General features: G+C 75.4%; 27 protein-coding genes. 17 read left to right on the plus strand and 10 right to left on the minus strand.

The window, feature by feature from the left end; translation table 11 throughout:
• Nucleotides 1–132: 132 nt before the first annotated feature.
• Together AC1UE5_RS07335 and AC1UE5_RS07340 are read left to right on the plus strand one after the other, a co-directional pair.
• On the plus strand, nucleotides 133–588 hold the full coding sequence (locus AC1UE5_RS07335) for a DUF6325 family protein (protein WP_482921670.1): 456 nt from the start codon (nucleotides 133–135) through the stop codon (nucleotides 586–588).
• Between the two features lie 16 nt (nucleotides 589–604).
• A complete protein-coding gene (locus AC1UE5_RS07340; protein WP_482921672.1) occupies nucleotides 605–886 on the plus strand; it encodes an SHOCT domain-containing protein in 282 nt (93 codons plus the stop codon).
• Between the two features lie 35 nt (nucleotides 887–921).
• Here AC1UE5_RS07340 and AC1UE5_RS07345 read toward each other — a convergent pair whose 3' ends face one another.
• The 6 genes from AC1UE5_RS07345 to AC1UE5_RS07370 are packed head-to-tail and all read right to left on the minus strand — an operon-like array spanning nucleotide 922 to nucleotide 6,430.
• Nucleotides 922–1,626 carry a response regulator transcription factor gene (locus AC1UE5_RS07345; protein WP_482921674.1) on the minus strand — a complete coding sequence of 235 codons (705 nt, stop codon included), beginning with the start codon at nucleotides 1,624–1,626 and terminating at the stop codon, nucleotides 922–924.
• Complete coding sequence (locus AC1UE5_RS07350) at nucleotides 1,623–3,464, minus strand: histidine kinase (protein WP_482921676.1); 1,842 nt, start codon at nucleotides 3,462–3,464, stop codon at nucleotides 1,623–1,625. The genes AC1UE5_RS07345 and AC1UE5_RS07350 overlap by 4 nt, the downstream gene beginning before the upstream one ends.
• Nucleotides 3,465–3,473: 9 nt before the next feature.
• On the minus strand, nucleotides 3,474–5,141 hold the full coding sequence (locus tag AC1UE5_RS07355) for an MFS transporter (protein WP_482921678.1): 1,668 nt from the start codon (nucleotides 5,139–5,141) through the stop codon (nucleotides 3,474–3,476).
• Nucleotides 5,142–5,147: 6 nt separating this feature from the next.
• Complete coding sequence (locus tag AC1UE5_RS07360) at nucleotides 5,148–5,402, minus strand: PLD nuclease N-terminal domain-containing protein (RefSeq protein WP_482921680.1); 255 nt, start codon at nucleotides 5,400–5,402, stop codon at nucleotides 5,148–5,150.
• A 15-nt stretch (nucleotides 5,403–5,417) separates the two neighbouring features.
• Nucleotides 5,418–5,936: an RDD family protein gene (locus AC1UE5_RS07365; RefSeq protein ID WP_482921682.1), complete on the minus strand. Its 519-nt coding sequence runs from the start codon at nucleotides 5,934–5,936 to the stop codon at nucleotides 5,418–5,420.
• A complete protein-coding gene (locus AC1UE5_RS07370) occupies nucleotides 5,933–6,430 on the minus strand; it encodes a hypothetical protein (RefSeq protein ID WP_482921684.1) in 498 nt (165 codons plus the stop codon). The genes AC1UE5_RS07365 and AC1UE5_RS07370 overlap by 4 nt, the downstream gene beginning before the upstream one ends.
• Nucleotides 6,431–6,591: 161 nt before the next feature.
• Between AC1UE5_RS07370 and AC1UE5_RS07375 the strand changes: the two genes are divergently transcribed.
• From AC1UE5_RS07375 to AC1UE5_RS07385, 3 genes are read left to right on the plus strand one after another with little or no spacing between them, the layout of a single operon-like run.
• Entirely contained in the window at nucleotides 6,592–7,089 is a 498-nt protein-coding gene (locus AC1UE5_RS07375; protein ID WP_482921686.1) for a DUF1269 domain-containing protein, read from the plus strand.
• 9 nt (nucleotides 7,090–7,098) lie between these two features.
• Nucleotides 7,099–7,497, plus strand: coding sequence for a response regulator transcription factor (locus tag AC1UE5_RS07380; protein ID WP_482921688.1), 399 nt, complete (start codon nucleotides 7,099–7,101; stop codon nucleotides 7,495–7,497).
• 8 nt (nucleotides 7,498–7,505) lie between these two features.
• The gene (locus tag AC1UE5_RS07385; RefSeq protein ID WP_482921690.1) at nucleotides 7,506–8,267 is read left to right on the plus strand and encodes a CYTH domain-containing protein; all 762 of its coding nucleotides are present in this window, start codon (nucleotides 7,506–7,508) and stop codon (nucleotides 8,265–8,267) included.
• A 27-nt stretch (nucleotides 8,268–8,294) separates the two neighbouring features.
• On the opposite strand, the gene AC1UE5_RS07390 is transcribed toward AC1UE5_RS07385, so the two are convergent.
• Nucleotides 8,295–9,074 carry a siderophore-interacting protein gene (locus tag AC1UE5_RS07390; RefSeq protein ID WP_482921692.1) on the minus strand — a complete coding sequence of 260 codons (780 nt, stop codon included), beginning with the start codon at nucleotides 9,072–9,074 and terminating at the stop codon, nucleotides 8,295–8,297.
• A gap of 98 nt (nucleotides 9,075–9,172) precedes the next feature.
• On the opposite strand from AC1UE5_RS07390, the gene AC1UE5_RS07395 reads away from it, so the two are divergent.
• The 3 genes from AC1UE5_RS07395 (at nucleotide 9,173) to AC1UE5_RS07405 (ending at nucleotide 12,855) form a co-directional block, all read left to right on the plus strand.
• Complete coding sequence (locus AC1UE5_RS07395; protein WP_482921694.1) at nucleotides 9,173–10,603, plus strand: TolB family protein; 1,431 nt, start codon at nucleotides 9,173–9,175, stop codon at nucleotides 10,601–10,603.
• Between the two features lie 202 nt (nucleotides 10,604–10,805).
• On the plus strand, nucleotides 10,806–11,618 hold the full coding sequence (locus AC1UE5_RS07400; RefSeq protein ID WP_482921696.1) for a universal stress protein: 813 nt from the start codon (nucleotides 10,806–10,808) through the stop codon (nucleotides 11,616–11,618).
• 43 nt (nucleotides 11,619–11,661) lie between these two features.
• Complete coding sequence (locus tag AC1UE5_RS07405) at nucleotides 11,662–12,855, plus strand: M28 family peptidase (protein WP_482921698.1); 1,194 nt, start codon at nucleotides 11,662–11,664, stop codon at nucleotides 12,853–12,855.
• On the opposite strand, the gene AC1UE5_RS07410 is transcribed toward AC1UE5_RS07405, so the two are convergent.
• Nucleotides 12,839–14,707, minus strand: coding sequence for a PAS domain S-box protein (locus tag AC1UE5_RS07410; protein WP_482921700.1), 1,869 nt, complete (start codon nucleotides 14,705–14,707; stop codon nucleotides 12,839–12,841). The two genes, AC1UE5_RS07405 and AC1UE5_RS07410, sit on opposite strands and share 17 nt — an antisense overlap.
• A gap of 89 nt (nucleotides 14,708–14,796) precedes the next feature.
• Between AC1UE5_RS07410 and AC1UE5_RS07415 the strand changes: the two genes are divergently transcribed.
• The 6 genes from AC1UE5_RS07415 to AC1UE5_RS07440 are packed head-to-tail and all read left to right on the plus strand — an operon-like array spanning nucleotide 14,797 to nucleotide 20,248.
• A complete protein-coding gene (locus AC1UE5_RS07415; RefSeq protein ID WP_482921702.1) occupies nucleotides 14,797–15,960 on the plus strand; it encodes an acyl-CoA dehydrogenase family protein in 1,164 nt (387 codons plus the stop codon).
• Nucleotides 15,961–16,006: 46 nt separating this feature from the next.
• Nucleotides 16,007–16,969: a zinc-dependent alcohol dehydrogenase family protein gene (locus AC1UE5_RS07420; RefSeq protein ID WP_482921704.1), complete on the plus strand. Its 963-nt coding sequence runs from the start codon at nucleotides 16,007–16,009 to the stop codon at nucleotides 16,967–16,969.
• Between the two features lie 48 nt (nucleotides 16,970–17,017).
• Entirely contained in the window at nucleotides 17,018–17,551 is a 534-nt protein-coding gene (locus AC1UE5_RS07425) for a hypothetical protein (protein ID WP_482921706.1), read from the plus strand.
• Nucleotides 17,552–17,611: 60 nt separating this feature from the next.
• Nucleotides 17,612–18,469 (plus strand): DUF4097 family beta strand repeat-containing protein, encoded by an 858-nt coding sequence (locus AC1UE5_RS07430; RefSeq protein ID WP_482921708.1) that lies wholly within the window; start codon nucleotides 17,612–17,614, stop codon nucleotides 18,467–18,469.
• A complete protein-coding gene (locus tag AC1UE5_RS07435; RefSeq protein ID WP_482921710.1) occupies nucleotides 18,462–19,448 on the plus strand; it encodes an ATP-binding cassette domain-containing protein in 987 nt (328 codons plus the stop codon). Before AC1UE5_RS07430 ends, AC1UE5_RS07435 begins: the two co-directional genes overlap by 8 nt.
• Entirely contained in the window at nucleotides 19,445–20,248 is an 804-nt protein-coding gene (locus AC1UE5_RS07440) for an ABC transporter permease (protein ID WP_482921712.1), read from the plus strand. Before AC1UE5_RS07435 ends, AC1UE5_RS07440 begins: the two co-directional genes overlap by 4 nt.
• A 3-nt stretch (nucleotides 20,249–20,251) precedes the next feature.
• Here AC1UE5_RS07440 and AC1UE5_RS07445 read toward each other — a convergent pair whose 3' ends face one another.
• A complete protein-coding gene (locus AC1UE5_RS07445; protein WP_482921714.1) occupies nucleotides 20,252–21,109 on the minus strand; it encodes a hypothetical protein in 858 nt (285 codons plus the stop codon).
• A gap of 119 nt (nucleotides 21,110–21,228) precedes the next feature.
• Here AC1UE5_RS07445 and AC1UE5_RS07450 point away from each other — a divergent pair, with 119 nt between their 5' ends.
• From AC1UE5_RS07450 to AC1UE5_RS07460, 3 genes are all read left to right on the plus strand, one after another.
• Nucleotides 21,229–21,486: an SH3 domain-containing protein gene (locus AC1UE5_RS07450; RefSeq protein ID WP_482921716.1), complete on the plus strand. Its 258-nt coding sequence runs from the start codon at nucleotides 21,229–21,231 to the stop codon at nucleotides 21,484–21,486.
• Entirely contained in the window at nucleotides 21,483–22,718 is a 1,236-nt protein-coding gene (locus AC1UE5_RS07455; RefSeq protein WP_482921718.1) for an RNA polymerase sigma factor, read from the plus strand. Before AC1UE5_RS07450 ends, AC1UE5_RS07455 begins: the two co-directional genes overlap by 4 nt.
• Nucleotides 22,719–22,873: 155 nt before the next feature.
• On the plus strand, nucleotides 22,874–24,844 hold the full coding sequence (locus AC1UE5_RS07460; RefSeq protein ID WP_482921720.1) for a hypothetical protein: 1,971 nt from the start codon (nucleotides 22,874–22,876) through the stop codon (nucleotides 24,842–24,844).
• A gap of 128 nt (nucleotides 24,845–24,972) precedes the next feature.
• Here the strand turns inward: AC1UE5_RS07460 and AC1UE5_RS07465 are convergent, their stop codons facing one another.
• Nucleotides 24,973–26,361: an FAD-dependent oxidoreductase gene (locus AC1UE5_RS07465; protein WP_482921722.1), complete on the minus strand. Its 1,389-nt coding sequence runs from the start codon at nucleotides 26,359–26,361 to the stop codon at nucleotides 24,973–24,975.
• Between the last annotated feature and the right edge of the window lie 12 nt (nucleotides 26,362–26,373).

The following is a 26,373-nucleotide window of genomic DNA, read 5'->3' on the forward strand; positions in this document are numbered from 1 at the left end:
CGTCTGCGCGGAGGACGGCACGACCCCGCGCGCGTGCGCACCGGCGTCACCCGAAGCGGGCGATGACGGGCGTCGCGGGCGGATCTAGCGTCGGCCGCGACCCCGTCGTCCCCCGAGGAGAGGAGCCCGGACGTGAGCGGACCAGACGCAGGAGCCCTACCCGACGAGCTGGGCCCGATCGACTACATCGTCGTCGAGTGGCCCGATCGCCAGCCGAACGGCGAGGCGCTGCCGATGCTGCTGGAGCTGGAGGAGCGCGGCATCGTCCGCATCATCGATCTCGCCGTGATGGCCAAGGACGAGGACGGGACGGTGGGCGCGCTCGACGTCGGCGCGTTCGGCGCGAACAGCGGCTTCGCGGCGCTGGAGGGCGTCGTCTCGGGCATCCTCAGCCAGGAGGACCTCGACGAGGCCGCCGCGGCGCTGGAGCCCGGGACCGCCGCCGCGGTGCTCGTCTGGGAGAACACCTGGGCCGCGCCGTTCGCGTCGGCCGTGCGGCGCTCGGGCGGCGAGCTCGTCGCCAGCGGCCGCATCCCCGTCCAGTCGCTGATCGCGTCGCTCGACGCGATCGAGGCCGCGACCACCTGACCTGAGGAGGAGCCAGATGCCTGGACTGCTGCGCGGGGTCGCCCGCACCGCCGTCATCGCCGGAACGGCGACGTCGGTCAGCAACCGCGTCTCGCGCCGGCAGGCGCGGCGCTGGGGCGAGGAGGAGCAGGCCGCGTACCCACCGCAGGGGTACCCGCCGCCCGAGCAGGCCTACGCCGCCCCGCCGCCCTCGCCGGACCCGGTCGAGCGGCTGGGCGAGCTGGCGCGCCTGCACGAGCAGGGCGCTCTGGACGACGCGGAGTTCGCCGCGGCGAAGGCGCGGCTGCTGGGGACGTAGCCGGCGGCGGTGCCGCGGAGGGCACGGGCCGCGCTCTACGCCCCGCCGTCGTGCTCGGCGAGGTAGATGAGCGCGGCCTTCACCCGCCGGCTCACGTCGAGCGCGTCCGAGAGCCCGAGCTTGAGGAAGATCGCGTTGATGTGCTTCTCCACCGCGCGCTTGGTCAGGTAGAGCGCGTCCGCGATCGCCTGGTTGCTCAGCCCGCGGGCGATGAACGAGAGGATCTCCAGCTCGCGCGGCGTCAGCTCCGCCAGCGGCGAGTCCTCGACGCGGCGTCGCGCGGCGATCAGCGTCTCGACGATCTTCGCGTCCATCATCGAGCCGCCGTCGGCGACCGCCTCGATCGCGGCGACGAGCTGGCCGCGGTGGCTGATGCGCTCCTTGAGCAGGTACGCGCGCCCGTCCGAGCCGTGCTCGAGGAGGGCCAGGCCGTAGCGCGGCTCGGTGTACTGGCTGAGCACGACGACCCCGACGTGCGGGTGCGAGTCGCGCAGCGCCGCGGCGATCTGCAGCCCCTCGTCGGAGCCGGCCGGCGGCATGCGGATGTCGGTCACCACGACGTCGGGCGGGTCGGCCTCGACCGCCCGCAGCACCGCGTCGCGGTCGGCGCACGTGGCGGCGACCTCGATGCCGTCGGCCTCGTCGAGGATGCGCGCCACCGCCTCGCGGGCGAGGTAGCTGTCGTCGGCCACGACGACGCGGAGCGCGGGCCGCTGCGGCACCGGGGCCGGCGCGCTCACGCGGTCTCCTTGGGCGTGGCGCGCGGCACCTCGCCGCGCACGACCGTCCCGACGCGTGGGACCGACGCCACGTCGACCGTCCCGCCGACCGCGGCGAGCCGGTCGCGCATGTTCGTCAGGCCGCCGCCGGGAAGGATCTGGCCGCCCGGCACGCCGGCGCCGTCGTCGCTGATCGTGAACCGCAGGCTGCCCGGGCTCCCGTCGAGCCGGATCGTCGCCCGCCGCGCGCCGCGGGCGTGCTTGAGCACGTTCTGGAGCGCCTCCAGCACGCAGAAGTAGACGGCGCTCTCGGTCTCCGCCGGGTAGCGGCCCACGTCGCGTGCGGTGAGCCGCACCGGCAGCCGCATCGGCGCGGTCGCGGCCCGGATCGCCTCCTCCAGCCCGCGGTCGGCGAGGATCGGCGGGTGGACGCCATGGGCGAGCGCGCGCACCTCGTCGAGCGCCGCGTCGACCTCGCCGGCCAGCGCGTGGAGGCGCGCGGCGGCGTCCGCGGGCGCGCGGCGGACGAGGTCCTCGGCGAGCCCGAGCTCGATCCGCAGCGCCACGAGCCGCTGCTGCGCGCCGTCGTGCAGGTCGCGCTCGATGCGCCGGCGCTCCTCCTCGGCCGTCGCGGCCAGGCGGGCGCGGGAGCGGCGCAGCTCACGCGTCGCGGCCTCGCTCTCGGCCGCCAGCCGCTGGTTGTCGAGGGCGACGGCGGCCATCGCGGTGCCCGCCGCGAGCAGCTCGGGGTCGGCGAGCAGCTCCGCGTCGTGCACCACCGCCGCGACCAGTCGGCCCTCGTGGCGCACCTCGGTCAGCGCGCGCGGGTCGGCGGGGCCTGGGACGCCCGTCGTCCGGCCCGCGGCGTCGCGCCACGGGCGGGCCGGGTCGCCCGACGCGAACACGACGTCGAGGCGCGGGTCGGCGAACGCGTCGGCCAGCCCGCGGCGCAGCGCGCGGGCGCTCGGCATCGACCGCAGGCAGAGCGCGAGCCGCTCGAGCGCGCGGGCGACGAAGAGCCGCTGGCGCAGCAGGCCGGCGAGGAACGCCAGCGCGACGAACGGCAGCGCGAGCGCCTGCGCCCACGCGAGCGCCCGGTTGAGCTCGACCCCGCCACCGGCCAGGCGCGAGGCGGCCGCGGCGCCCGCCACGACGACGGCGAGGGGGAGCACGCCGACCACCGGCGCCACCGCCCGCCGGGTGTGCCGCCACGCCACGTGGTGCCGGCGGTGCACGCGGGCCGTCGTGGCGAGGACCACGAGCAGCAGGGCGACCCACCCCGCGGGGCGCAGGACGCCGTCCACGTACGCCGGCTCGGCGTCGAGCGCGAAGAGCGCGTTGCCCGGGCAGTCCTGGGTGCAGCTCGTGAAGACGCTCGGCGCCTCGAAGTCCTCGGCGAGCACCAGCCGCGGCAGGAAGAGCACCGCGACGACGAGCGCCATCGCGGCCACGATCGCGCGGTCCGCCGCCGCCTCCAGGCGCCCGGACGGGAACGCGAGCAGCAGCCAGATGAACGCGATCGGCGCGAGCCAGCCCGCCACGCGCCCGGCCGTGTAGACCCCGGCGTCGTCCGCCTCGGCGAGCGTCGTGAGGAACCACGCGGCGCCCGCGGCGAACAGCAGCGCCCCGAACCGCGGCCGTGCGCCCACGGTCCACGCGTACGCGCCGACGGCCATCGGGATGCTCGGCACGAGCGCGCGCACCACGGAGGCGACGGGGTCACCGCCGGTCCAGGCCGCCGTCATCGCCGCCGCGGTCAGCGCCGCAGCGAGGGCGGCCGCCATCGCGTACGTGCCCCAGAACCGGCGCGTGCGGAGCAACCGCACCTCCCGTGTGGGTGCGGGCAGGGCGACTCCCATGGAGCGACGCTACAGCCCCTCGTACGCCATGTCACGAGGGCGATTCCGGTGCATCGCCTCGCTGGGAACCGGCGCGTTGGCCGCCGTCCCGGGAAGCCGGCGCGTGAACCACAGCGAGATCAGCGCGAAGAACGCGACCGCGCCCATCGCGTCGCGCAGGCCGTCGAGCTGCGCGTCGCCGTAGTCGCCGGCGACCTCCCGTGCCTGGTCGGCGGAGAGCCCGGCCTTCGTCGCGGCCTGCTCGACGTCGTCGACCGGGACGATCGGGATGCCCGCTTCGGCCTTCTGCGCGAGCTCGGTCCGCGCGGACGCGGGGATCGCCTCGTTCTGCTCGACGCGGTCGACGAACCCGTTGCTCAGCGCGGCGATGAGGATCGCGCCCACGAGCGCGGTGCCGAGCGACGCGCCGAGGTTCTGCGCGGTGCCCTGCAGCCCGCCGGCCTCGTTCGTCTGCTCCGGCGCGACCGCCGACATGATCACGTTGCCGAGCTGCGAGAGCAGGAGGCCGGCGCCGACCCCGAACAGCGCCAGCGCCGCCGCGAACTCGCCGGACTCCAGCTGCACGTCGATCGAGGCCAGCAGCAGCACCGACGCGGCGACGAGCGCGAGCAGCCCCGCCTGCGCGACCCGGCGCGGGGAGACGCCGGAGAGCAGCCGCGGCGCCGCCATCGCCGCGAGGAACATCGTCAGCGACATCGGGAAGAGCTTCTTGCCCGTCTCGAACGCGTCGAGGCCGAGCACGACCTGGAGGTAGACCGGCAGCACGAAGAACGTCCCGAGCAGGATCAGCTGCTGCATCATCAGCGTGGTCAGGCCGCCGCGCAGGTGCCCGATGCGCAGCAGGGCGCGGTCGAGCAGCACGTCGCGGCCGGCGCGCTCGCGCCGCTCCTCCCAGTCGCTGAACGCCCACAGCAGGCCGGCGCCGGCGAGCAGCAGGTACGGGACCATCGAGAACCCGAGGGGCGTGATCTCCTCGCCGCCGATCGTGAGCGCGCCGCTCGGGCGGAACCAGCCCCACGAGCTCGACTTGAGGATCCCGAACACGATGAGCGCCAGGCCGGCCGACGACAGGAGCATGCCGACGACGTCGAGCTTCGGCGCCGCGCCGGCCGCCCGGGGCGCCTGCGCGAGGCGGCCGCGCAGGAGCAGCACGATCGCGACGATCACGACCTCGCCGGCGAAGACGTAGCGCCAGCTCAGCTCGGTCGTCACCCACCCGCCGATCAGCGGGCCGCACGCGATCGCCGCGCCCGCGACGCCGCCGACGACGCCGAACGCGATCGCGCGCTGGTCGCCCTGGTACGTCCCCGCGATGAGCGACACGATCGCCGGGACGACGAGCGCCGCGCCGATCCCCTCGATCAGCGACCAGCCGATGAGCAGCACCGGCAGGCTGGGGCTGACCGCGGTCGTCAGCGAGCCGGCGCCGTAGATCGCCAGGCCGATCGCGAACGCGCGCTCCCTGCCGAGGATGTCCCCGAGCTTCGCGCCCGCCAGCATGAACGCCGCCATCACCAGCGTGTAGGCGGTGATCGCGAGCTGCACGCCCTGGATGGTCGTGTCGAGGTCCGCGACGATCTGCGAGATCGACACGTTCATGACGCTGCTGTCGAGCACCATCACGAACTGCGCGGAGGCCAGGATCGCGAGCGGCGCCCACCCGCGCGGCCCCGCCATCGCGCGCTACCGGGTCCCGGTGCGGTCGTACGGGGAGTGGCGCCCCATCTCGCGCTGCGCGGTGAAGCGCTGCTCGGTCTCGGTCCGCGTGGGCTTGCGCAGGACGCCGTAGAGCAGCGGCCCGAGGAGCGGGAAGATCAGCGCGATCAGGATCCACGCCGCCTTGCGCCCGGTGCTGTACGGCCGCCGGACGACGTCGACGACGACCGCGACCCACAGGACGATCCAGCACACGGCGAGCAGCCAGGTGATCACGCTCATGGCCTGATCGTCCGTCTAGCCCGGCGCACCCGGCAATGGCGCGTGCCGGTGTCCGCCGGTGATGCCTGCACCCTTGGCCGGCGCGTCGACCACGACCGTCCGCGCCAGTCGGTCGTGCAGGCCGCGCCGCCGGTCGTCGACGAGGACGAGGAGGAAGCCGGCGAACAGCGGGAGCGCCGCCAGCGTCAGGCCGGCGAAGCGCAGCAGCGCGCGGCGCGGGAGGAGCGGCTCGCCGCTCGCGGCCGCGACGCGGATGCGCAGGACGCGGTTGCCGGGTGTCTGGCCGTTCGCCGACCAGAACGTCACGAAGTAGCCGACGCTCCACAGCACGTACAGGGCGCCACCGAGGGCGATCCCGATCGTCTGCAGCTCCTCCGGGATCGACACCACCGAGAACGTCAGCCCCACCACGGCCGCGACGAGGAGCGCCAGGCCGTTGATCAGCGCGGCGTCGAGCGCGAACGCGAGCGCGCGGGTCACGAGTCCGACGTAGCCGGCCCGCGCGGCTCCGACCGGCGCGGCCGCGAGCGTCACGGAGCCTGCGGGGCGGCGGGCGTGATGACGACCGGCGGGCGGCGCAGGAGGCGGCGCGCGGCCCGCTCCAGCCGAGCGTCCGCGCGGCGCGTGCGCTCCCCGACGTCCTGCGCGACCTGGTCGGCGAACCCCGCGCTCTGGTGGGAGATCGCCTCCGTGACGGCGGGGCTCTGCGCGATCTCCTCGACCACGAGCCACAGCTCGTCGCTGGCCAGCACCTGCGCGACGAGGCGCTCCGGCAGCGGCGTCGTCAGCAGCTTGTCGACCACGTGCTCGACCGCCCCGCGGTCGACCAGCTCGTCCGCGATGCGCTCGATCAGCCCGCGGCGGACCAGCTCGTCGGCGACCCGGTCCACGAGCCCCGCACGGATCGCGGCGGCCGCGGCGGCGTCAGCGGCCGACAGCGCCAGCCGGCCGCCGGTGCGCGCCGCGCGCGGCGCGAGCCCGAACGGATCGACGATCGTCGCGAGCGGGGGACGGTCGAACGGGAGCACGACGACGACTGTCGCGTCAGCGGCGGGGCGCGGCAAGCCGGTGCACCCCCGTGGCGGGGTGGGGCGCGCATCCCGGCGATGGGCAGGGGCGTCACCTTGCCGGGCGCACGGCCGCTCGCGAGCGTGTGCCGAGACCCGGAGTCGCGAACCAGGAGGACGTCTTGAGCAACCTCATCGCCGTGGCGTACGACGACGTCGGCACGGCCCAGAAGATGCTGACCGAGCTGCGCGGGCTCAGCACCGAGCACGCGCTCACGCTCGAGGACGCCGTGATCGCCGAGCGCCGCCCGGACGGGAAGGTCAAGCTGCACCAGTCGGTCAAGCCCGCCGCGGCCGGTGCCGCGGGCGGCGCGCTGTGGGGCGGTCTGATCGGCTTGCTCTTCCTCGCGCCGTTCCTCGGGATGGCGGTCGGCGCCGCGTCCGGCGGCGCGGTCGGCGCGTTCACCGACGTCGGGGTGAACGACAGGTTCATGAAGGACCTGGCCGAGAACCTGCCGGCCGGCGGGGCCGCGGTGATCGTGCTCGTGCGCGACTCGACGCCGGACAAGGTCCTGCCGCGCATCGGCCAGTACGGCGGCACCGTCCTGCACTCGTCGCTGTCCGACGAGGCCGAGGCGCGCCTGCAGGAGGCGCTGACCCCGGCGGGCGCCGCGACCTGAGCGGATGCCATGCCCACCCCGGCGGACGGCCCGGTGACCGTGCTCGCGGTCGACGACCAGGACGTCTTCCGGCGCGCCGTCCGCGAGCTCATCGCGGCCACGCCGGGGTTCGAGCAGGTCGGCGAGGCCGCGTCGGGGGAGGAGGCGCTGGCGCTCGCCGGCGCGCTGCACCCCGACCTCGTCCTGCTCGACGTCCGCATGCCGGGGATGGACGGGCTGGAGACGTCCCGGCGGCTGCGCCGGGCCGAGCCGGACACGGTCGTCGTGCTCGTGTCGATCGCGCCGTCGCCCGACGCGCTGCGCGACGGCGACGCAGCGGCCTGTCTGCGCAAGCAGGACCTGTCACCGATCTCCCTCGCCCGCGTCTGGCACGCCCACGGCGGCGCCGGCGCGTCGACCGCTCCCTGAGGTGCTCCATGGCCGTCACGACCCGCCTGTCCGACACGCAGCTGCAGGAGCTGCTGCCGCTGCTCGACGACGCCGACAGCGTCGAGCTCAAGCTCACGATCCCGGCCGAGACGCACCGGCACGCGCTGCGCGCGCTCGACCTCGACCCGCTCGACGCGCAGATCCGCCAGGTGCGCTTCCTCGACACCCCCGACCTGACGGTGTACGAGCACGGCCTCGTCGTCCGCCTGCGCCGCATCCAGCGCAAGGGGGACGACGCGGTGGTGAAGCTGCGGCCGGTCGCGCCCGCGGACCTGCCGCCCGAGCTGCGCGCGCGGGAGGGGTTCAGCGTCGAGGTCGACGCGATGCCCGGCGGCTTCACCTGCTCGGCGACGCTCAAGGCGGTTCCGTCGGCGGACATCAAGCGGACGGTCGACGCCGGGCGCCCGCTGCGCAAGCTCTTCACGAAGGAGCAGCGCCGGCTGTACGCGAGCCGCGCCCCGGAGGGCCTCGGGCTCGACGACCTCACCGTGCTCGGCCCGATCTTCGTGCTCAAGCTGCGCTTCGCGCCGCGCGAGCTGGGCCGCCGCCGGATGGTCGCCGAGCTGTGGCTCTACCCCGACGAGTCGCGCGTGCTGGAGCTGTCGACCAAGTGCCCGCCCGCGGAGACGTTCGACGTCGCCGCGCGCACCCGCGCCTACCTGGCCGGGCGCGGGGTCGAGCTCGGCGGCGAGCAGGAGACGAAGACCCGCCGCGCGCTGCAGCAGCTGTCGGCCGCGCTCGTCCCATAGGCCCCGCGCGCGGCCCGCCGGACGCCGTCAGGCGCGGCCGGCGAGCGCGTCGTCCGCCTCGACCTGCTCGCGCCACGCGGGCTTGTCCTCGCGCCAGCCCTCCTCGGTGCGCTTGAGCTTCCAGTAGCCGGAGATCGACTGGTCGGCGGGGTCGAGCCCGCGCTCGGCGACGAGGTGGCGGCGGACGTTGCGGACCGAGGTCGCCTCGCCGTGGAGGAAGATGTGGCCGCGGCCCTCGAGCTGCGGCAGCGCGCGGACGGCGTCGACGAGCAGCTCGGGCTCCTCGCCCGGGCCCTTCGTGCGGTGCAGCCACGTGAGGCGCAGGTCGCCGGGCGTCTCGAGCGGCTGCTCCTCCTCGGGGCCGTCGACCTCGATGACGACCTGCACCGGCACGCCGGCCGGGATGCGGGGGAGCGCGGCGGAGATCGCGGGGATGACCGCGGCGTCTCCCGCGAGCAGATGCCAGTCGGCCTCCGGGTCGGGCGTGTACGCGCCGCCCGGCCCGAGGAGGTCGAGCTCGTCGCCGGGCTGCGCCTTCAGCGCCCACGGCCCGGCCACGCCGGTGTCGCCGTGCACGACGAAGTCGACGGTGATCTCCCGGCGCTCGGGATCCCAGTGGCGCACGGTGTACGTCCGCGTGCGGATCTCGCCGTCAGCGTCGGGGAGGCGGAGCTTGACGTAGTGGTCGGTGAACTCGCCGGCCTCGAACGTGTCGAAGCCCGGGCCGCCGAGCACGAGCCGCACCATGTGCGGCGTCAGGCGCTCGGTCGCCACCACGGTGGCGCGGCGGGGAACGCGGGGAGGCATGCCTTCGAGCTTAGGACGGCCTAACCACGGTCGCCCCGAAGCTCGCACGCAGCCTCCCCTTCTTGATCCACGGGCCTCGCCGGGGCTAGCGTCGCGCCATGCCTGCCCGTCCCGTCGCGGCAGGGGTCGCCCTGCTGCTCCTCGCCCTTGCCCTGCCGCCCGCCGCCGGCGCCACGACGCCCGGCGCGAACGGGCTGATCGCCTTCACCGCGTGTCCGCAGGACCGCCCCAACGCGCCCGCGTGCGGGCAGGAGGTGTGGACGATCGCCGCCGACGGCAGCGGCAAGCGGCCGGTGACGAGCATGTTCTACGGCGCGACGAGCGCCCGCTGGACCCCCGACGGGCAGACGCTGGCGTTCGACACCGAGCGGCTCGACATCCTCTCCGCGCCGCTGTCGGTCTTCGCCACGCGGGTCGTCGGCAACGGCACGTACGCGCAGACGATGGAGGGCGTGCGGACGGTGGCCGAGCGCAACGCGTTCGTGTTCGCGAGCGTGCCGAGCTGGGCGCCGGACGGCGACGCGTACGTCATCGCGCAGGACGACGGCCCGGGCGGCAGCGAGCCGCCCGGCATCACGCTCGTCGCGGCGCACGGCTTCACCCGCCCGCTCGTGGAGGACGACGTGGACGGTCCGGCGCTGGTGTCGACCAGCGAGCCGATGTGGTCGCCCGACGGGACGCGTGTCGCCTTCCTGCAGCGCACGTCCGACGACGGCGGCACGACGTGGTCGCTGCCGACGATCCTCACGATCGACCCCGACCACCCGGGCGCCACGCCTGAGGTGCTCGACGTGCCGACGCACGCCGCCCAGGACCTCGACTGGGCGCCGGACGGGCGGCGGCTGATCTACGCGACCGGCCGGCCGGGCGCGACCCCGGCGCCCGCGGGCATCTGGACGGTGAACGCCGACGGCACCGGCACGCAGCAGCTCACGCCCGACGGGTACGCGCCGGTCTTCTCGCCGGACGGGACGCAGGTCGTGTTCGCGCGTGCGGACGGCCTCTACGTCATGCCGGCCGCGGGCGGCGCCGCGCAGCGCATCCACGCCGGGCCGAGCGACCACCCCGACTGGCAGGCCGTCGCGCCGCCGCCCCCGTCGGGGCCGGCGGGGCCGCAAGGGCCGGCAGGTGGACCAGGGCCGGCGGGCCCCGCGGGCGCGCCGGGTGCGACGGTCGTGCGCTCGTCAAGCGCGCCGACGCCGCTCCTCGCGCTCCGCTCCACCGCCCTGCGCGTCGACGCCAAGCGCGACGTGCGGGTGAGCCTCGTGTGCCGGCCCGGGCCGTGCGCGGGCGCGGTCGAGCTGGCGACGCGGGGCACGAAGCCGCGCACGCTGGCGGTCAAGACGATCGCCGCGCAGGCGGGCAACGTGACGGTCGTGCTGCGGCTGTCCCGCGCGGACGCGCGGCGGGTGCGGACGCGAGCGCTCGACGTCCACGTCCGGACTGCGCTGGCCAACGCGGCGGGCAAGACGGTCGCGCAGCGGCTGGCGGCGCGGCTGAGCGCGGCGAAGGTCGCGCGGCGGCGGTAGGGGCGCCGGGGGCGCTGAGAGCTTCGAGGGCAGCGCGAGGACCTCCGCGCGGCGCTGTTCGCGTGCGTGCGCCGGCTCGGCGCCGGCGTCGACGACGCCTGACCCACCTTCCGGCCCGCTCCTCGGCGTCCCCGCGCCGGGCACGGGGCGAGGAAGGTGCGCGCGCCTGAGCGTGACGTGGGTGTCCCACTAGGGTGGGCGCATGGCAGACCACAAGCCGGTGCTGATCGGCTACGACGGCTCCTCGGGCGCGGCGACCGCGATCGAGGTCGGGGCGCGGCTGCTCGCCGGGCGCGCCGCAACCGTGGCGACGACGTGGAGCCCCGCGGGCGCGCGCGGCGACGTGACCGGCGTGCCCACGCTGGGCGAGCTGACCGAGGTCATCGAGGAGCGCGGCCGGCTCGCGGCCGAGGAGCGCGCGGCGCAGGGCGCCGCCCTCGCGGCCGAGCACGGCTGGGTGGCCGAGCCGCTCACCGTCCGCGGGTTCGGCGGCGACGCGGTCGAGCTGGCCGGCGTCGCCAACGACCGCCACCCGGCCGCGGTCGTCGTCGGCGCACGCGGCCTGAGCGGCGTGCGCGCGGTGCTCGGCAGCGTCTCGGACATGGTCGTCCACTACAGCCCGTCGCCGGTGCTCGTGGTCCCCGACGACACGCCCGCGCCCGCGGACGACGCGCCGGTGGTCGTCGCGTACGACGGCTCCGAGGGCGCCGATCGCGCACTCGCGGCGGCGCGCGAGCTGTTCCCGGAGCGGCCCCGGCTCGTGGTCGTGGTGGGCCCGGACGGCGAGGTCGACGCGCCCGCCGGCGAGGACGTCGTGACCGTGCCGTCCGAGGGCGTCCGCACCGGCGGTCGCGCGGTGGCCGACGCGCTCAAAGCCGTCGCCGACCAGCGCGGCGCGGCGGTCGTCGTCGTCGGCTCCCGCGGCCGCTCCGCGGTCCGCGAGATGCTCCTCGGCTCGGTCGCGATGGCGACGCTCCACCACGTCGAGCGCCCGGTCCTGGTCGTCCGCTCCTAGCCCCGCGCGCCCTCCCGCGGCGCGGATCCGCGAAGCTGTACGGATGTACGAGGTCGCGGAGGAGACGCTGCGGGAGGTCGTCGAGGCGCTCGCGCCGCTCGAGCGGCGGGCCGGGACGGACGGCGAGCGCCAGGCGGCGGAGTGGCTCGCGGAGCGGCTGCGGCGCGCGCACCCGGGCGCGGACGTCGCGATCGACGCCGCGCGGTTCCGCGCGGGCTACCCGGGGGCGCTGCTCCCGCTCGGGCTCGCGGGCGTCGTCGCTGCCGTCCAGGCGCTGCGCGGCCGGTGGCGCTGGCGCTCGGCCGCGCTGGGCACGCTCGCGGCGGCCGCGATCGTCGACGACGTCTCCAACGGCACCCGGCTGTGGCGGCGCCTCGCCACCCGCGAGCAGGAGACCACGAACGTCGTCGCGCAGATCGGCGACGGCGACCGCACGCTCGTCGTCCTCGCCCACCACGACGCCGCGCCCACGGGCATGGTCTTCGACCAGTCCGGCCAGGAGGCGCTCGCCCGCCTCGCGCCCGGGCTGCTCGCCCGCATCGACACGTCCCCGCCGCTGTGGCTGCCGGTCGCGGGGCCGCCCGCGCTGAGCGCGCTGGGCGCGGCCGTGCGCAGCCGCCGCCTCACGGTGACCGGCGGCGCGCTCGGCGTCTTCAGCCTCGTCCTCGGGGTCGACATCGCCCGCAGCCCGATCGTTCCCGGCGCCAACGACAACCTCAGCGCGTGCGCGGCGCTCGTCGCGCTCGCCGAGGCGCTCGCCGCCCGCCCCGTCCCGGGCGTGCGCGTGCTGCTCGCGTCCTGCGGCGCGGAGGAGATCCTCCAGGGCGGCATCTACGACTTCGTCGGGCAGCGGATGGCCGGCCTCGATCCCGCGCGGACGTGGGTCGTCAACCTCGACACGATCGGCTCGCCCGAGCTGCTGATGGTCGAGGCCGAGGGCCCGTTCCGGATGGAGCCCTACTGCGACCCGTCCCTGCGCGACCGGCTCGCGCGCATCGCCGCCGCACAGGGCGCGCCGCTGCGCCGCGGCCTGCGCTCCCGCGCCTCGACCGACGCGGTCGTCCCCAGCCGCGCCAGCTTCCCGACGGCGACGCTCGCGTCGTGGGACCCGCGCACCAAGGTGCTCAGCAACTACCACCTGATGAGCGACACGCCGGAGAACCTCGTCTACCCGACGGTCGCGCGCGCGGTGCGGCTCGTGCTCGGCCTCGCGGACGAGCTCAGCCCGGCAGCGTGAACAGCACCGTCGTCCCGCCGCCGGGCGTCGGGGCGATCCAGATGCGCCCGTCGTGGCGCTCGACGACCTTCAGGCACAGCGCGAGGCCCATCCCGGTGCCGGGGTAGGCGGCCCCGGACGGCAGGCGGGTGAACATCGCGAACGCCTGCTCGGCCTGGTCGGGCGGGATGCCGATGCCGCGATCGGCGACGGCGATCTGCCAGCGCGAGCCCTCCACGCGCTCGGCGGTCACGCGGACCTCCGGCGGCTCGCCCGGACGCGTGTACTTCAGCGCGTTGCCGAGCAGGTTGAGCAGGAGCTGACGCAGCAGCGCGCGCTCGCCGCGGACGGTCGGCAGCGACTCCACCGCGACCTGCGCCCGCGTGTCCGCGATCGTCCCGCGCAGGTCCGCGACCACGTCCTCGGCGATCGCCGCCAGGTCGGCGTCCTCCACGTCCCGCTCGCCGCTCTGCGCACGCGCGTACTCGAGCATCGCGTCGAGCATCGCCCGCATCCGCTCGGTCCCGCGCTCGATCGCGTCGAGGTACGAGAGCGCCTCCGCCGGCAGCGCGTCCGCATGGCGCATCCGCAGGACGGCGGCGAACCCGCTGATCGTCGTCAGCGGGCTGGCGAGGTCGTGCGACGCCGCGTGGGCGTAGTGCTCGAGCGCGGCGTTCGAGCGGCGCAGCTCCTCCTCGATCCGCTTGCGCTCGGTGATGTCCTGGATGATCCCGGCGATGCGGCGCGGCTCGCCCGGCCCGCCGATCGCGCGCCGCCGCCCGTGCACCCAGCGGATCTCGCCGTCGGGGCGCACGATCCGGTAGTCGTGCGCGCCGGGGACCTCGCGGATGGCCTGGTCGACCTCCTCGCGGTCGTCGGGGTGGACGAGGTCGAGGAACGCCGCGCTCGTCTGGGGCGCGGGCCGGCCCTCGAGGCCGAAGATCCGGTGCAGCTCGTCGCTCCACACGACCTGGCCGAGCTCCGCGTCGTGCTCCCAGGAGCCGACGTGCCCGACGACCTGCGCGTCGGCGAGCCGCCGCTCGGACGTGCGCACCGCCTCCTCGGCCGTCTTGCGCTCGGTGATGTCGAGGATCTGGCCGAGGTAGCAGCGCGGCGCGCCGCTCGCGTCGCGCAGCAGCAGGACGGTGACGTCGGCCCACAGCGTCGTCCCGTCCTTGCGCAGGAACCGGCGCTCGACGCGCACCACCGACGTGTCGCCGCGGCGCAGGCGCTGGGCGTTGGAGATCGTGCGCGCGTGCTCGTCGGGATGCGTCAGCTCGACGAAGTTCCGCTGCCGCAGCTCCTCCTCCGTGTAGCCGAGCATCGCGCAGAACGCCGGGTTGACCTCCAGCCACGCGAAGTCCTCGACCGCGGCCATCGCGATCCCCATCGGGGACGCCGTGAACGCGAGGCGGAACGTGTCGCGCGCCTCGCGGAGGTCGCTCTCCGCCTGGCGCACCGCGCGGACGTCGCGGATGAACGCGACGAACCCGGCCTCCTCGCCCGAGTCGACGCGGGAGATCGTCAGCTCGACGGGGAACGTCGCGCCGCTGCGGTGCAGCGCCTCGACCTGCACCGGATCGCCGAGGAGGCGCGGCTCCGCGCCGCCGAGCACGCGCTCGAGGCCCGCGTCGTGCGCGGGCCGGTCGGGTTCGGGGACCAGCACGTCGCGCACGGGGCGCCCCACGGCTTCGTCGGCCGCCCATCCGAACAGCTCGTGCGCCCGGCGGTTCCAGTGGCTGATGCGCCCGTCGGCGTCCATCGCCACGACCGCGTCCGGGGCGCATTCGATGATCTCCTCGACCGTCGTCGCCGGGGAGTGGCGCCGTCCGGGCGGTCCCGCTGTGGCATCCGGGCGGCGAGCTTCCTGCATCCTCCGTCCATCTACCCGCCGCGCACCGCGCGACACGGTGACCGCCGTTCAGCCGCAGCGCCGGGTCCGGAGCCGTACGCTCCCGCGCCATGGCCCTCCCGCGCACCGTCTTCGACGACGACCACAAGCTCTTCCGCGAGTCCGCCGCCGCGTTCGTCGACCGCGAGATCCTGCCGCGGCGCGAGGAGATCCGCGAGACGCGCCGCATCCCCAAGGAGCTGTGGCTGCGGGCCGGCGAGGGCGGGTTCCTCGGCGTCGCGATCCCTGAGGAGTACGGCGGCAGCGACGTCGACTTCCGCTTCAACGCGATCTTCAACGAGGAGCTCTCGCGCGCCGGGATGGCCTACGCGTCGTCGTTCACGATCCACGCCGACGTGTGCGCGCCGTACTTGACGCGGCTGACGACCGACGAGCAGAAGGAGCGGTGGCTGCCGAAGTTCGTCACGGGCGAGATGGTCACGGCGATCGGGATGACCGAGCCGGAGGCGGGCTCGGACCTGCAGGGGCTGAAGACGACGGCCAAGCGCGACGGCGACGAGTGGGTCATCAACGGCTCCAAGACGTTCATCACGAACGGCGCGCACGCGGAGATGGTCATCGTCGCGGCGCGGACGGCGACCGACCCGCGCGGGCGCGGCATCTCGCTCTTCGCGGTCGAGGAGGGGATGGAGGGCTTCACGCGCGGGCGCAAGCTCCACAAGGTCGGCCAGCACGAGGCGGACACGGCGGAGCTGTTCTTCGAGGACGTGCGCGTGACCGAGGACCAGCTCATCGGCGAGCTCGACCGCGGGTTCCACCACATGATGGAGCACCTCGCGCAGGAGCGGCTGGGCTCGGCGATCTCCAACACCGCGCACGCGCGCACGGCGTTCGACACGACGCTGGAGTACATCCGCACGCGCAAGGCGTTCGGGCGGCCGGTCGGCACGTTCCAGAGCTCGCGCTTCCTCGCGGCCGACCTCCAGACGCGCCTGGACGTGACGCAGGCGTTCGTCGACCAGTGCCTGGCGGCGCACGCGGTCGGCCAGCTGTCGGCGGTCGACGCGGCGAAGGCGAAGTGGTGGAGCGCCGAGGTGCAGAACCAGGTGATCGACGCCTGCGTCCAGCTCCACGGCGGCTACGGCTACATGGAGGAGTACGAGGTCGCGCACGCCTGGATGGACGCGCGCGTGACGAAGATCTGGGCGGGCTCGAACGAGATCATGAAGGAGATCATCGGGCGCGACCTCGGGCTGGGCGACGTGCGCGTGTGACTGCCGCGCGCTCGCGCGCACCGGGACCAGCGGTCATGATCGGCCCATGCGCGCGATGGTGCTGGACGGGCCGGGCCAGGCGCTCCGGCTCGCCGAGCTGGACGACCCGGTCGCGGGCGCCGGCGAGGTGCTCCTGCGGGTGCGCGCGTGCGGGGTCTGCCGCACCGACCTGCACATCGCCGACGGCGAGCTGACCCCGCCGCGGTGGCCGCTCGTGCTCGGCCACCAGATCGTCGCCGAGCGCGTGGACGACGGCCGGCGCGTCGGCGTGCCGTGGCTGGGGTGGACCGACGGGACGTGCCGCTACTGCACGAGCGGACGGGAGAACCTGTGCGACCACGCGGAGTTCACCGGCCTGGATCGCGACGGCGGGTTCGCGGAGCGGTGCGTCGCCGACGAGCGGTTCTGCCTCCCGCTCCCCGACGGGTTCGGCGACCTCGAGGTGGCGCCGCTGCTGTGCGCCGGGCTGATCGGGCACCGCACGCTGCGGCTCGCCGCCGACCCGGCGCGCGTCGGCCTCTACGGCTTCGGCGCGGCGGCGCACATCGTCTGCCAGATCGCGGTGCACGAAGGACGCGAGGTCTACGCGTTCACCCGCGAGGGGGACACGGCGACCCAGGACTTCGCGCGGTCGCTCGGCGCGGTGTGGGCCGGCGGGTCGGCCGACGCGCCGCCGGCGCCGCTCGACGCCGCGCTGATCTTCGCGCCGGCGGGGGAGCTCGTCCCGCGCGCGCTGGCGGCGGTCGCCAAGGGCGGCGTCGTGGTGTGCGGCGGCATCCACATGAGCGACATCCCGTCCTTCCCGTACGCCGCGCTGTGGGGCGAGCGGGTGATCCGCTCGGTGGCGAACCTCACCCGCGCCGACGGCCACGAGCTCCTCAAGCTCGCCGCGGCCGTCCCGGTGGTGACGCAGGTGACGCCGTACGCGCTCGCGGACGCCGGGCGCGCGCTCGACGACCTCCGCGCGGGGCGGATCGAGGGCGCCGCGGTGGTCGACGTCACGGCCTGACGCCACTTTGCCCTTGACGTGACGCCAAAGTGATGTCACTATGGCGTCATGGACTTGACGCCGTACGCCGAGCATCTCCGCAACGAGCTGCTGGTCGCCGCAGACGCCGGGGGTGAGGAGGCTCGGGCCCTCGCTGAGCGCCTGATCGCTCCGCTCGACTCCGCCGTCCGCCTCACGCTGCTGGACGCGCTCTCCGCCGCTGCGGACGAGATCACCCGCGAGTCGGCGCCGGGCTCGGTGGAGCTGCGGCTCCGTGGCGGGCAGCCCGAGTTCGTCGTGACGCCGCCGCCGGCGGCCGACGATGCCACCGGTGATGTCACGGTGACGCTGCAGGCGGACATCGGCCGCGCGGGCGACACCGACGAGGGCGCCACCGCGCGCATCAGCCTCCGCGTGCCGGAGAGCCTGAAGGCGGCGATCGACGACGCCGCGGCCGCCGCGCGCGTCTCGGTCAACACCTGGCTCGTCCGGGCGGCCGCCGCCGCGGTCGCGAGCCCGGGCGCGGCAGGTCGCTCTCAGACGCGCCCCCGCACCCGCGGCGGCGCGCTCGGCGGCGACTCCTTCACCGGCTGGGCGCGCTAGCCGCCCCGCTCACCACATCCGATCCCTTCGCAGCAGCGCCTGGACCCAGGAGGTTCACCCGTGCCCACGTTCACCACCCCCACCCCGATCTCCGCCGCCATCGACCTCGGCGTCGGCGGCGTCCGGCTCGTCGCCTCGGCGACCGGCGAGACCACGGTCACCGTCCGCCCGAGCGACCCCGGCAAGCACGCCGACGTGCAGGCCGTCGAGGCCACGCGGGTCGACTTCGCCGACGGCACCCTCCGCATCAAGGGCAAGCGCCCCGGCCTGCGGGCGATCGGCCCGCGCGGCCGCAGCGGCTCGGTCGACGTCACCGTCGAGCTGCCCGCCGGGTCCACCGTCGACGCCTCCACGGGCTGGGGCGACGTCGACACCGAGGGTGAGCTCCGCGACACGCGCGTGAAGACCGGCCTCGGCCACCTGCGGGTCGACACGGTCCGCGCGCTCACCGCCAAGACCGGCCTCGGCGACATCACCGTCGGCGCGGCGCTCGAGGCCGAGCTGCAGTCCGGCTCGGGCGACATCCGGCTCACCGCCGCCGAGCGCGGCGCGCGGATCAAGAACGCCAACGGCGACATCGAGGTCGCGAGCGCGGAGGGGGACCTGCGCCTGACGACGGCGAACGGCTCCATCGCGGTCGACCGCGCGGGCGCCGGCGTGGCCGCGAAGTCCGCGTTCGGCGACATCCGGCTCGGCGCCGTCGCACGCGGCGAGGTGGTCGTCGAGAGCGGCGCCGGCGACGTCGAGATCGGCATCGCCGAGGGGACCGCCGCGTGGCTCGACGTGCGCGCGAGCGCCGGCCGCGTGGAGAACGAGCTGGACGCCGGCGGCGCGCCCGCCGCCGGTGAGGAGACCGTCCGCGTCCGTGCCCGCACGGCCGTCGGCACCATCACGATCCGGAGGACCACCCATGTCTGAGCACGCCATCGACGCCGCGGGCCTGCGGCTCGCGTACGGCGACGTCCAGGCGCTCGACGGCCTCGACCTCCAGGTCCCGGCCGGCATCGTCTTCGGCCTGCTCGGTCCGAACGGCGCGGGCAAGACGACGCTCGTGCGGGTGCTGGCGACGCTGCTGAAGCCGTCGGCCGGCACCGCGCGCGTCTTCGGCCGCGACATCGCCGCGCAGCCGCTCGCCGTCCGCCGCCGCATCGGCCTGGCCGGGCAGTTCTCGGCGGTCGACGGCGAGCTGACGGGCCGCGAGAACGTGGAGATGGTCGGGCGCCTGTACCGGCTCTCGGCGCGCGAGGCCCGCCGCCGCGCGGCCGAGGTGCTCGAGCGCTTCTCGCTCACCGACGTCGCCGACCGCCGCGTGTCGACCTACTCGGGCGGCATGCGCCGCCGGCTCGACCTCGGCGCGAGCCTCGTCGGGCGCCCGCCGCTCCTGCTCCTCGACGAGCCGACGACCGGCCTGGACCCGCGCACGCGCCAGGAGCTGTGGCAGACCGTCGACGAGCTGCGCGCCGAGGGCACGACCGTGCTCCTGACGACGCAGTACCTCGAGGAGGCCGACCGGCTCGCGCAGCGGGTCGCGGTCGTCGACCGCGGCCGCATCGTGGCCGACGGCACGCCGGCCGAGCTGAAGGCGACCGTCGGCAGCGAGCTCCTCGTGGTCCGGGTGGCCGACCGCACCCGCGTGCGGGAGGCGGCCGCCGCGCTCGCGCCGCTGGCCTCGGGCGAGGAGCCGCTCGTGGACGAGGCGGCGGGCGAGGTCCGCGTCGCCGTCCCGTCGGCCGACGCGTCCGCCGAGGCCGTGCGCCGGCTCGACGCCGGTGCCCTCGCCATCGCCGCGATCGAGGTCCAGCAGCCGAGCCTCGACGACGTCTTCCTGACCATCACCGGCCGCCGCGCCGACGACGACCCGACCGCCACCGACCCCGCCCTGGAGCTGGCCGCATGACCACCGCAATCGCACCCGCGATCGAGCCCGAGCGGGTCTCGCTCGCCGAGACGTTCGCCGACACCCGCGTGATGGCCGCGCGGCAGCTGCGCAAGACCGTGCGCCGGCCGATGCTCGTCGTCCTGGCGTTCGTGCAGCCCGTGATCCTGCTGCTGATGTTCCGCTACGTCTTCGGCGGCGCGATCGACACCGGCGGCCTGGACTACGTCGACTTCCTGATCCCCGGCATCGTCGTGCAGACCGCGATCCTCGGCGCGCTGATGACGGGGATGGGGCTCAACGAGGACGTCGCCGGCGGGATGGTCGACCGCCTGCGCTCGCTGCCGATGGCGCGCTCGGCGGTGCTGCTCGGCCGCACGCTGGCCGACGTCGCGGTGAACGTCCTGACGCTCGCCGTGATGGTGACCGTCGGCGTCGCCGTCGGCTTCCGGCCCGAGGGGAGCGCGGCCGAGCTGCTGCTCGCCTTCGTGCTGGTGCTCGCGTTCTCCTACGTCTTCTCGTGGATCAGCGCGTGGGTCGGCCTGGCGATCAAGGACCCCGAGGCGGTGCAGTCGGCAGGCTTCCTGTGGGTCTTCCCGGTGACGTTCATCTCGTCGGCCTTCGTCCCGGCCGACTCGATGCCGGCGGCCCTGACCTGGTTCGCCGAGATCAACCCGGTGACGCTGGTCGTCGACGCCACCCGCGCGCTGACCGTCACCGGCGGCGACGCGGCGGGCCCGGCGCTCGGCGCGCTGGCCTGGCTCGCCGGCCTGCTCGCGGTCTTCGTGCCGCTGGCCGTCCGGACCTACCGGCGCGCGTGAGCGTCAGCCGCGGCGGTCCCGCTTGGCCTTGGCGCGCGCCTTGGCCTTGCGGACCTTCGCGTGCCAGGCCTTGAGCGCGCCCTTGTAGGCCGCCTGGCTCAGGCGCGCGTGCAGGCCGGAGTCGTCGGCGCTGCGTTCGCGCTTCAGCAGCTCCTCGCGCTGGGAAAAGTCGCCCCACTCGCCGTTGTCCGGGAGCGTGATCTCGCGCGCGAGCGGCGCCAGCGTCCCGTTCTCCAGGATGAGCTCCATGCCGGCGCCCGGGACGTCGGTGATGAACTTCTGCCCGCGCTCGGCGATGTTCGTGGACTTCATGTCGGGCGGCACGACGTACCGGGTGCCGGCCACGCCCGCGACGGTGGCGGGCCCGACGGGGACGACGATCCCCTTCTCGATCAGCTGGCGGTTGTACGCCGCCGGGTGGCCGGCGTAGGGCGGCGTCGCGCGGGTCTTGGTGGTGTGGATCGTCGGCGGCTTGTCCGACCAGAACGGCCCGTCGGACGGCTTGGCGCCGCGCGGCGGCATGGCGGTGGTCCGCAGCGTGAACCACGTCTGCCCGTGCTCGGTGCCGAACGACTCGTTCATCAGCAGGCCGGTCGGGACGTGGGTCGTGACGGTGCGCCACCGCTCGTTCGAGGCCCAGTACTCGGTGCGGCTGTGCTGCGCGACGGGGGAGCCGGTGAGGCGGAAGTCGATCACGCCGTGCTCCACGACCCCGTCGGGGAGGCCGGCGTCGTAGAGCGCGGGGTCGTAGACGGGGTCCTCGGCGGTCGCGGCAGGCGGCGCGACGGCGGCGAGGGCGACGGCGAGCGCGGCGCCGGCGAGCGCGGCGGCGCGGCGTGGGGTGCGGCGCGGCAGGGTCATGCTGCGAACGACCGGCGGGCGCCCGGAAGGTCCCGCACCTTGGGCGTCGCCGCAAAGAGGCGGGACCTTCTGCGCACATACCGGTTGACATGGGTGTGTCTGTCTACGTTCGGGGCGTCGTGCTGCTCTCCTGCGCGTGCCTGCTCACCGGCGGCGCCGCGCGTGCGGAGGCCGCCCGGACGGTCGAGGTCTGCGCGAGCCGGGCGGGCCTGTACGACGCGCCCGGACGGGCGATCGTCGGGGTGGTGCACCGCGGGGATTTGCTCACCGTGCTGCCGCGCCGGGCGCGCCACCGGGGCTGGCTCCCGGTGGGCGCGCGGTTCGGGACGCGAGGGTGGATCCGCAGCCGCTACCTGTGCTCGGAGGACCCGTCGTGAGCGCGTCGCCCACGCCCCGGCCGTACGCGCGGCTGACGGACACCGAGCTCGTCACGGCGTTCCGGGCAGGGGACGAGCGGGCGTTCGGCGAGCTGTGCGAGCGCCACCGGGCCGCGCTGCTGCGGTACGCGCGCGGCATCGTGCGGACGCAGCCGGGCCTCGCCGAGGACGTCGTGCAGGAGGCGCTGATGCGCGCCTACCGCGCGCTGCGCCGCGACGACCGGCACGTGCAGGCGCGCGCGTACCTCTTCCGCGTCGTGCGCAACTGCTGCCTCGACGAGCTCGGGCGGCACACCGACTCGGTCGCGCTCCACCTGCTCCATCCGGGCGAGGAGCCGCCGTCGCTCGGGGCGTCGCCGCACGACGCGACCGTCCGGCGCGACGCGACGCTCACCGCGCTGGAGGACGTCGCGCGGCTGCCCGCCACGCAGCGCCACGCGCTCGTGCGGCGGGAGCTGGACGGGCTGACGCACGTGGAGCTCGCGCGGGAGCTGGGCGTGAGCGTCCAGGCGACGAAGAACCTCGTGCATCGCGCGCGCGAGAACCTGGCCCGGACGGCCGCCGCCCGGGACGCGCGGTGCGACGACGTGCGCCACGACCTGCTCGTCGCCCACGACCGGCGCCGCCGCCCGGCGATGCCCGTGCTGCGCCACGTCGCGCTGTGCCGGGACTGCCGGGCGTTCCGGACGGGCCTGAAGGCGGGCCGACGGCAGCTGGGCGCGCTCGTGCCGGCGCCCGCCGCGCTCGGTGCGCTCGCGCTCGTCGTCGGCGGCACGAAGCTCTCCGCGGGCAAGGTGACCGCCGGCGCGGCGGCTGCGGCCGTCGCGGTCGGTGGCGTGTACGGGCTCGAGACGCGCGTCTGGCACGCGGGGGAGCCGGCCCCGATGCGCCTGGAGGGCGTCGCGCTGCCGGGCGGCGCCGTCGCGCGCGGCGCAGCCGTGCCCGCGCGGACCGCGGTCGTGACGGGCACGCTGACGATCCCCGGCGGCGGCGCGACGGCCCAGGCCGACCTGCCCTGCCCGCGCGGCATGCGCGTCGCGGGCCTCGTCCCGGCGGGCGGCGGCGGCCTCTCCCACGGCTTCGCCCCCACGACCGTCGTCGGCGCGAGCGCCACCGCCCGCGTGGTGGTCGCCGGCCGCCCGGCCTCCGGCGACCGCCGCGTGACCGTCGCGGCGCTCTGCCGCCCGTCAGGCCGCTTCGACGCGCTCCCGCTGGCGCCGCGCCCGCGCTGACGCGCCGCGCCGTCTGGCCCGCCCCTCGCCGCGGCCGCCGCGCCTCTCCCGCCCGCCGCTGCCGCGCGCCCCCCTTCCGCCCCTCCCGGCGCAACTGGTACGGTCGCCGCGCCTTTTCGGGGGCGTAGGGTCGTTGGAGAGACGAGGGGGAAGTGTTGAGGGTCAAGCAGCTGGCCGTGGCGGTCGCCGGGATGGCGCTCGTCCTGCCGCAGGCCGCGCAGGCGGCCGGATCGACGTCGTGCGACGGGTACGACACGTCGAAGCCGTGTCTGATGCCGTTCCCGAACGACGCGCGGCTGACGGTCGCCGATCGGAAGACCGACACGGGCCGGCGCGTGCGGCTGCCGCAGGCCGCGATGCCGGCGAACAAGGACGGCAAGCGGATCGCCGCGCGCGAGTACAACCGCAACGACGGGTTCTCCCCGGGGCAGACGCTCGTCGCGAAGGTCAAGGGCGTCAACGAGGCCCAGCTCCCGCCGCTCACCGACCTGCGCAAGTCGCTCGCCAAGGACGCGTCGGTCGTCGTGATCGACGCGCGCACCGGCGAGCGCCAGCTGCTGTGGGCCGAGCTCGACCACTCGGTCAAGCGCGACCCCGCGCTCCTCATCCACCCGGCGAAGAACTGGGAGGAGGGCCGCCGCTACGTCGTCGCCCTGCGCGATCTCGGCACGAAGGTGCGCGCCTCTCGCGCGTTCGCCCGGCTGAAGCGTGGCCAGGGCCGGCTCGCGCGGTCGTACCGGCAGGTGTTCGGGCCGCTGGAGAAGGCGGGCATCGACCGCGACGAGCTCGTGATGGCGTGGGACTTCACGGTCGCGAGCGAGCGATCCCTGAGCGAGCGCGCGCTGACGATCCGCGACGACGCGTTCCGCCAGCTCGGCGACACGAACCTCACCGACGGCGTCGTGCAGGGCCGCGCGCCGCAGTTCGCGGTGACCGAGATCACCGAGTTCACGCCGGAGCAGAACGCGAAGTTGCTGCGGCGCGTCGACGGCACGATCACCGTCCCGTGCTACCTGAACACGACCGGCTGCGCGGTCGGCTCGCGGCTCAACTACGCGTCGTCGGGCAAGGACGCGCTGCCGGTCCAGCGGCCGGGGAACACGCAGAACGCGAAGTTCGCCTGCGTCGTGCCGCGGGTGGCGGCGAGCGCGCCCGCGCGGATCTCGCTCTACGGGCACGGCCTGCTCGGCTCGCTGCGTGAGCTGAACGCGGCGAACATCGCCGACATGGCGTCCGAGCACGACATGGTCTTCTGCGGCACCGAGTGGAGCGGCATGGCCGGCGAGGACATCCCGAACGCGATCAAGTCGCTCGGGGAGCTGTCGAACTTCGCGACGATCCCGGACCGGCTGCAGCAGGGCTTCGTGAACTTCCAGATGCTCGGGCGGCTGATGCTCCACCCGCAGGGGCTGTCGTCGCACGCGGCGTTCGCGGGCCTGCTGAACACGCGCGAGCTCTACTACGACGGCAACTCGCAGGGCGGCATCATGGGCGGCGCGCTGACGGCGCTCGGGGTCGACTTCCGCCGGGCGGTGCTCGGCGTGCCCGGGATGAACTTCTCGGTGCTGCTGCAGCGCTCGTCGAACTGGGACGTCTACGGCAAGGTGCTCGAGCCGGCGTACCCGGACGGGACCGACCGCGCGGTCGCGCTCGCGATGATCCAGATGCTGTGGGACCGCGGCGAGGGCAACGGCTACGCGCACCACATGACGGACGACCCGCTGCCCAAGACGCCCGCGAAGGACGTCCTGCTGCAGGTCGCGTTCGGCGACTGGCAGGTCACGACCTGGCAGGCCGAGGTCGAGGCCCGCACGATCGGCGCCCGCACCCCGCGCGCGATCTTCGACCCGGGCCGCGGGACCGACGCGGTGCCGCTCTACGGCGTGGAACGGATCGCTTCGTTCCCCTACGACGGCAGCGCGATCACGTACTGGGACAGCGGCCCGGGCTTCAACGGCAAGCCGCCGGCGACGAACACCCCGCCGCGGCAGGGCAAGGACTCGCACGAGTCGGTCCGCTCGACGCCTGCGGCGCGGCTGCAGAAGTCCGAGTTCCTCAAGCCCGGTGGGCGGGTCGTGGACGTGTGCGGTGGCAAGCCCTGCCACTCCCACGACTACGCGCCTTGAGCGACACGAGCGACGGGTAGCTCGGTGAGCTGTCATCCGATGACAGCTCACCGAACGCCCTCCTGCGGGGTGGTCGTCGTGCCGGCGGCCGGGTTGCTCGCCGGCAGACGGTCGCCCGGCGCGCCGGCTCAGGAGCGCGCGAGCTCGAGCTGCGCCGTCCAGCGCCGCCGCTTCTCGACGTAGTCGGGCGGCAGCAGCCCGTACGCGCTCTCGGCGGCGTCGAGCCAGCGGAGCGCGCTGCGGGCGTCGCCGGCCTCCGCGTCCTCGTCGGCGAACACCAGCGCGACCTCCCGCGCCGCGTCGCGCTGCTGCGCGTCGACCGTGACGTCGGTCGCCCCGTTGCGGTCGTGGAGGAGCGCGCGGCCGCCCAGCGCGGGCTCGGCGTGCGTCGTCAGGTACGGCCCGAGGTGGCGCGCGGCGATCTTCGCGGGCGGCCACCACAGCGGCGCCTGCGCCGCCACGGGCGGGAGCGCCGCGTCGGGGTCCTCCGCCGCGCGGAAGTACCACGGGAGCGCGCCCGTCAGCAGCTGCGCCCGGAGGACCGGGCGGAACGGCGCGGGGTCGTCGACGAGCCCGAGCCGCGCGCCGATCGCGTCCGCGACCGCGTCGGCCTGCTGCGCCGCGAGCCCGCCCTGCTTGACCGGGTGGTTCGTGCCGTCGCCCGCGGCGTAGACGTCCTCGACGCCGACGATCGCCCCGTGCTCGTCGACCGGCAGGAACCCGGCGGCGTCCAGCGGCAGGCCGGGCACACGCGGGCCGTCGAGCACCGGCAGCGTGAAGATCCGCTGCGCCGCCAGCGCGCCGTCGGACGTCAGCAGCGTCCCCATCGCGACCGCGAACGGCTGCGCGCGGGAACGGAGCAGCACTCCGGAGTGCGCGAGCAGCTCGTGGACCTTCGCCGACGCGGGCCGGCCGAAGATGTCCAGCGGGTCGGATTCCGGCGTCACGAGCGTGATCTCGGCGCCCGTGCCGGCCTCGGCCGCGACGCCCGCGGTCATGATCGCCAGCTCGTAGAGCGGCAGCGGCCACGTGACGCCGTCGGGGACGGCGAACGCAATGTGGTGGAGCCCGCCGGCGCGCAGCTCCTCCAGCGTGCGGCGCAGCGCGACGACGCCCGAGGGCCCGTCGAACGTGACCGTGCCCTCCAGCGCGGGCCGTCGCCGCGCCCCGCTGGCGACGACCAGCACGTCGTACTCGAGCGTCGCGAACCGCTCGGTCTCGACGCGGTGGCCGACGACGTCGACGTAGGAGAGGGCGTCGTGGCGGTACCGCGCTCCGTGCTCGGCGCAGATCGCGCGCAGGTCGAAGCGGCGGATCTCCTCGGTCCCGAACGGCGCGGCGACCGCGAGCGGCCGCACGACGAGGTCGGGGCTGGGGGCGATGAGCTCGATCGAGACCCGGTCGCCCGCGATGGCGCGCAGGGCCATGAGGGCCTCGACGCCCGCGATGCCGCCCCCCGCGATCAGGACGCGCAGCCGCCGGTCGCGAGGAAGGTCGGTGAGGTGCTCGGCGGTCATGGAGCGATGATC

This window comes from Parviterribacter multiflagellatus (assembly GCF_056863265.1).

Coding starts and splice junctions, on each gene's coding strand:
- AC1UE5_RS07340 (WP_482921672.1), top strand. CDS start 605: ATGCCTGGACTGCTGCGCGGGGTCGCCCGCACCGCCGTCATCGCCGGA.
- AC1UE5_RS07350 (WP_482921676.1), bottom strand. CDS start 3,464: ATGGGAGTCGCCCTGCCCGCACCCACACGGGAGGTGCGGTTGCTCCGC.
- AC1UE5_RS07355 (WP_482921678.1), bottom strand. CDS start 5,141: ATGGCGGGGCCGCGCGGGTGGGCGCCGCTCGCGATCCTGGCCTCCGCG.
- AC1UE5_RS07360 (WP_482921680.1), bottom strand. CDS start 5,402: ATGAGCGTGATCACCTGGCTGCTCGCCGTGTGCTGGATCGTCCTGTGG.
- AC1UE5_RS07380 (WP_482921688.1), top strand. CDS start 7,099: ATGCCCACCCCGGCGGACGGCCCGGTGACCGTGCTCGCGGTCGACGAC.
- AC1UE5_RS07385 (WP_482921690.1), top strand. CDS start 7,506: ATGGCCGTCACGACCCGCCTGTCCGACACGCAGCTGCAGGAGCTGCTG.
- AC1UE5_RS07390 (WP_482921692.1), bottom strand. CDS start 9,074: ATGCCTCCCCGCGTTCCCCGCCGCGCCACCGTGGTGGCGACCGAGCGC.
- AC1UE5_RS07395 (WP_482921694.1), top strand. CDS start 9,173: ATGCCTGCCCGTCCCGTCGCGGCAGGGGTCGCCCTGCTGCTCCTCGCC.
- AC1UE5_RS07400 (WP_482921696.1), top strand. CDS start 10,806: ATGGCAGACCACAAGCCGGTGCTGATCGGCTACGACGGCTCCTCGGGC.
- AC1UE5_RS07405 (WP_482921698.1), top strand. CDS start 11,662: ATGTACGAGGTCGCGGAGGAGACGCTGCGGGAGGTCGTCGAGGCGCTC.
- AC1UE5_RS07410 (WP_482921700.1), bottom strand. CDS start 14,707: ATGCAGGAAGCTCGCCGCCCGGATGCCACAGCGGGACCGCCCGGACGG.
- AC1UE5_RS07415 (WP_482921702.1), top strand. CDS start 14,797: ATGGCCCTCCCGCGCACCGTCTTCGACGACGACCACAAGCTCTTCCGC.
- AC1UE5_RS07420 (WP_482921704.1), top strand. CDS start 16,007: ATGCGCGCGATGGTGCTGGACGGGCCGGGCCAGGCGCTCCGGCTCGCC.
- AC1UE5_RS07425 (WP_482921706.1), top strand. CDS start 17,018: ATGGACTTGACGCCGTACGCCGAGCATCTCCGCAACGAGCTGCTGGTC.
- AC1UE5_RS07435 (WP_482921710.1), top strand. CDS start 18,462: ATGTCTGAGCACGCCATCGACGCCGCGGGCCTGCGGCTCGCGTACGGC.
- AC1UE5_RS07440 (WP_482921712.1), top strand. CDS start 19,445: ATGACCACCGCAATCGCACCCGCGATCGAGCCCGAGCGGGTCTCGCTC.
- AC1UE5_RS07445 (WP_482921714.1), bottom strand. CDS start 21,109: ATGACCCTGCCGCGCCGCACCCCACGCCGCGCCGCCGCGCTCGCCGGC.
- AC1UE5_RS07465 (WP_482921722.1), bottom strand. CDS start 26,361: ATGACCGCCGAGCACCTCACCGACCTTCCTCGCGACCGGCGGCTGCGC.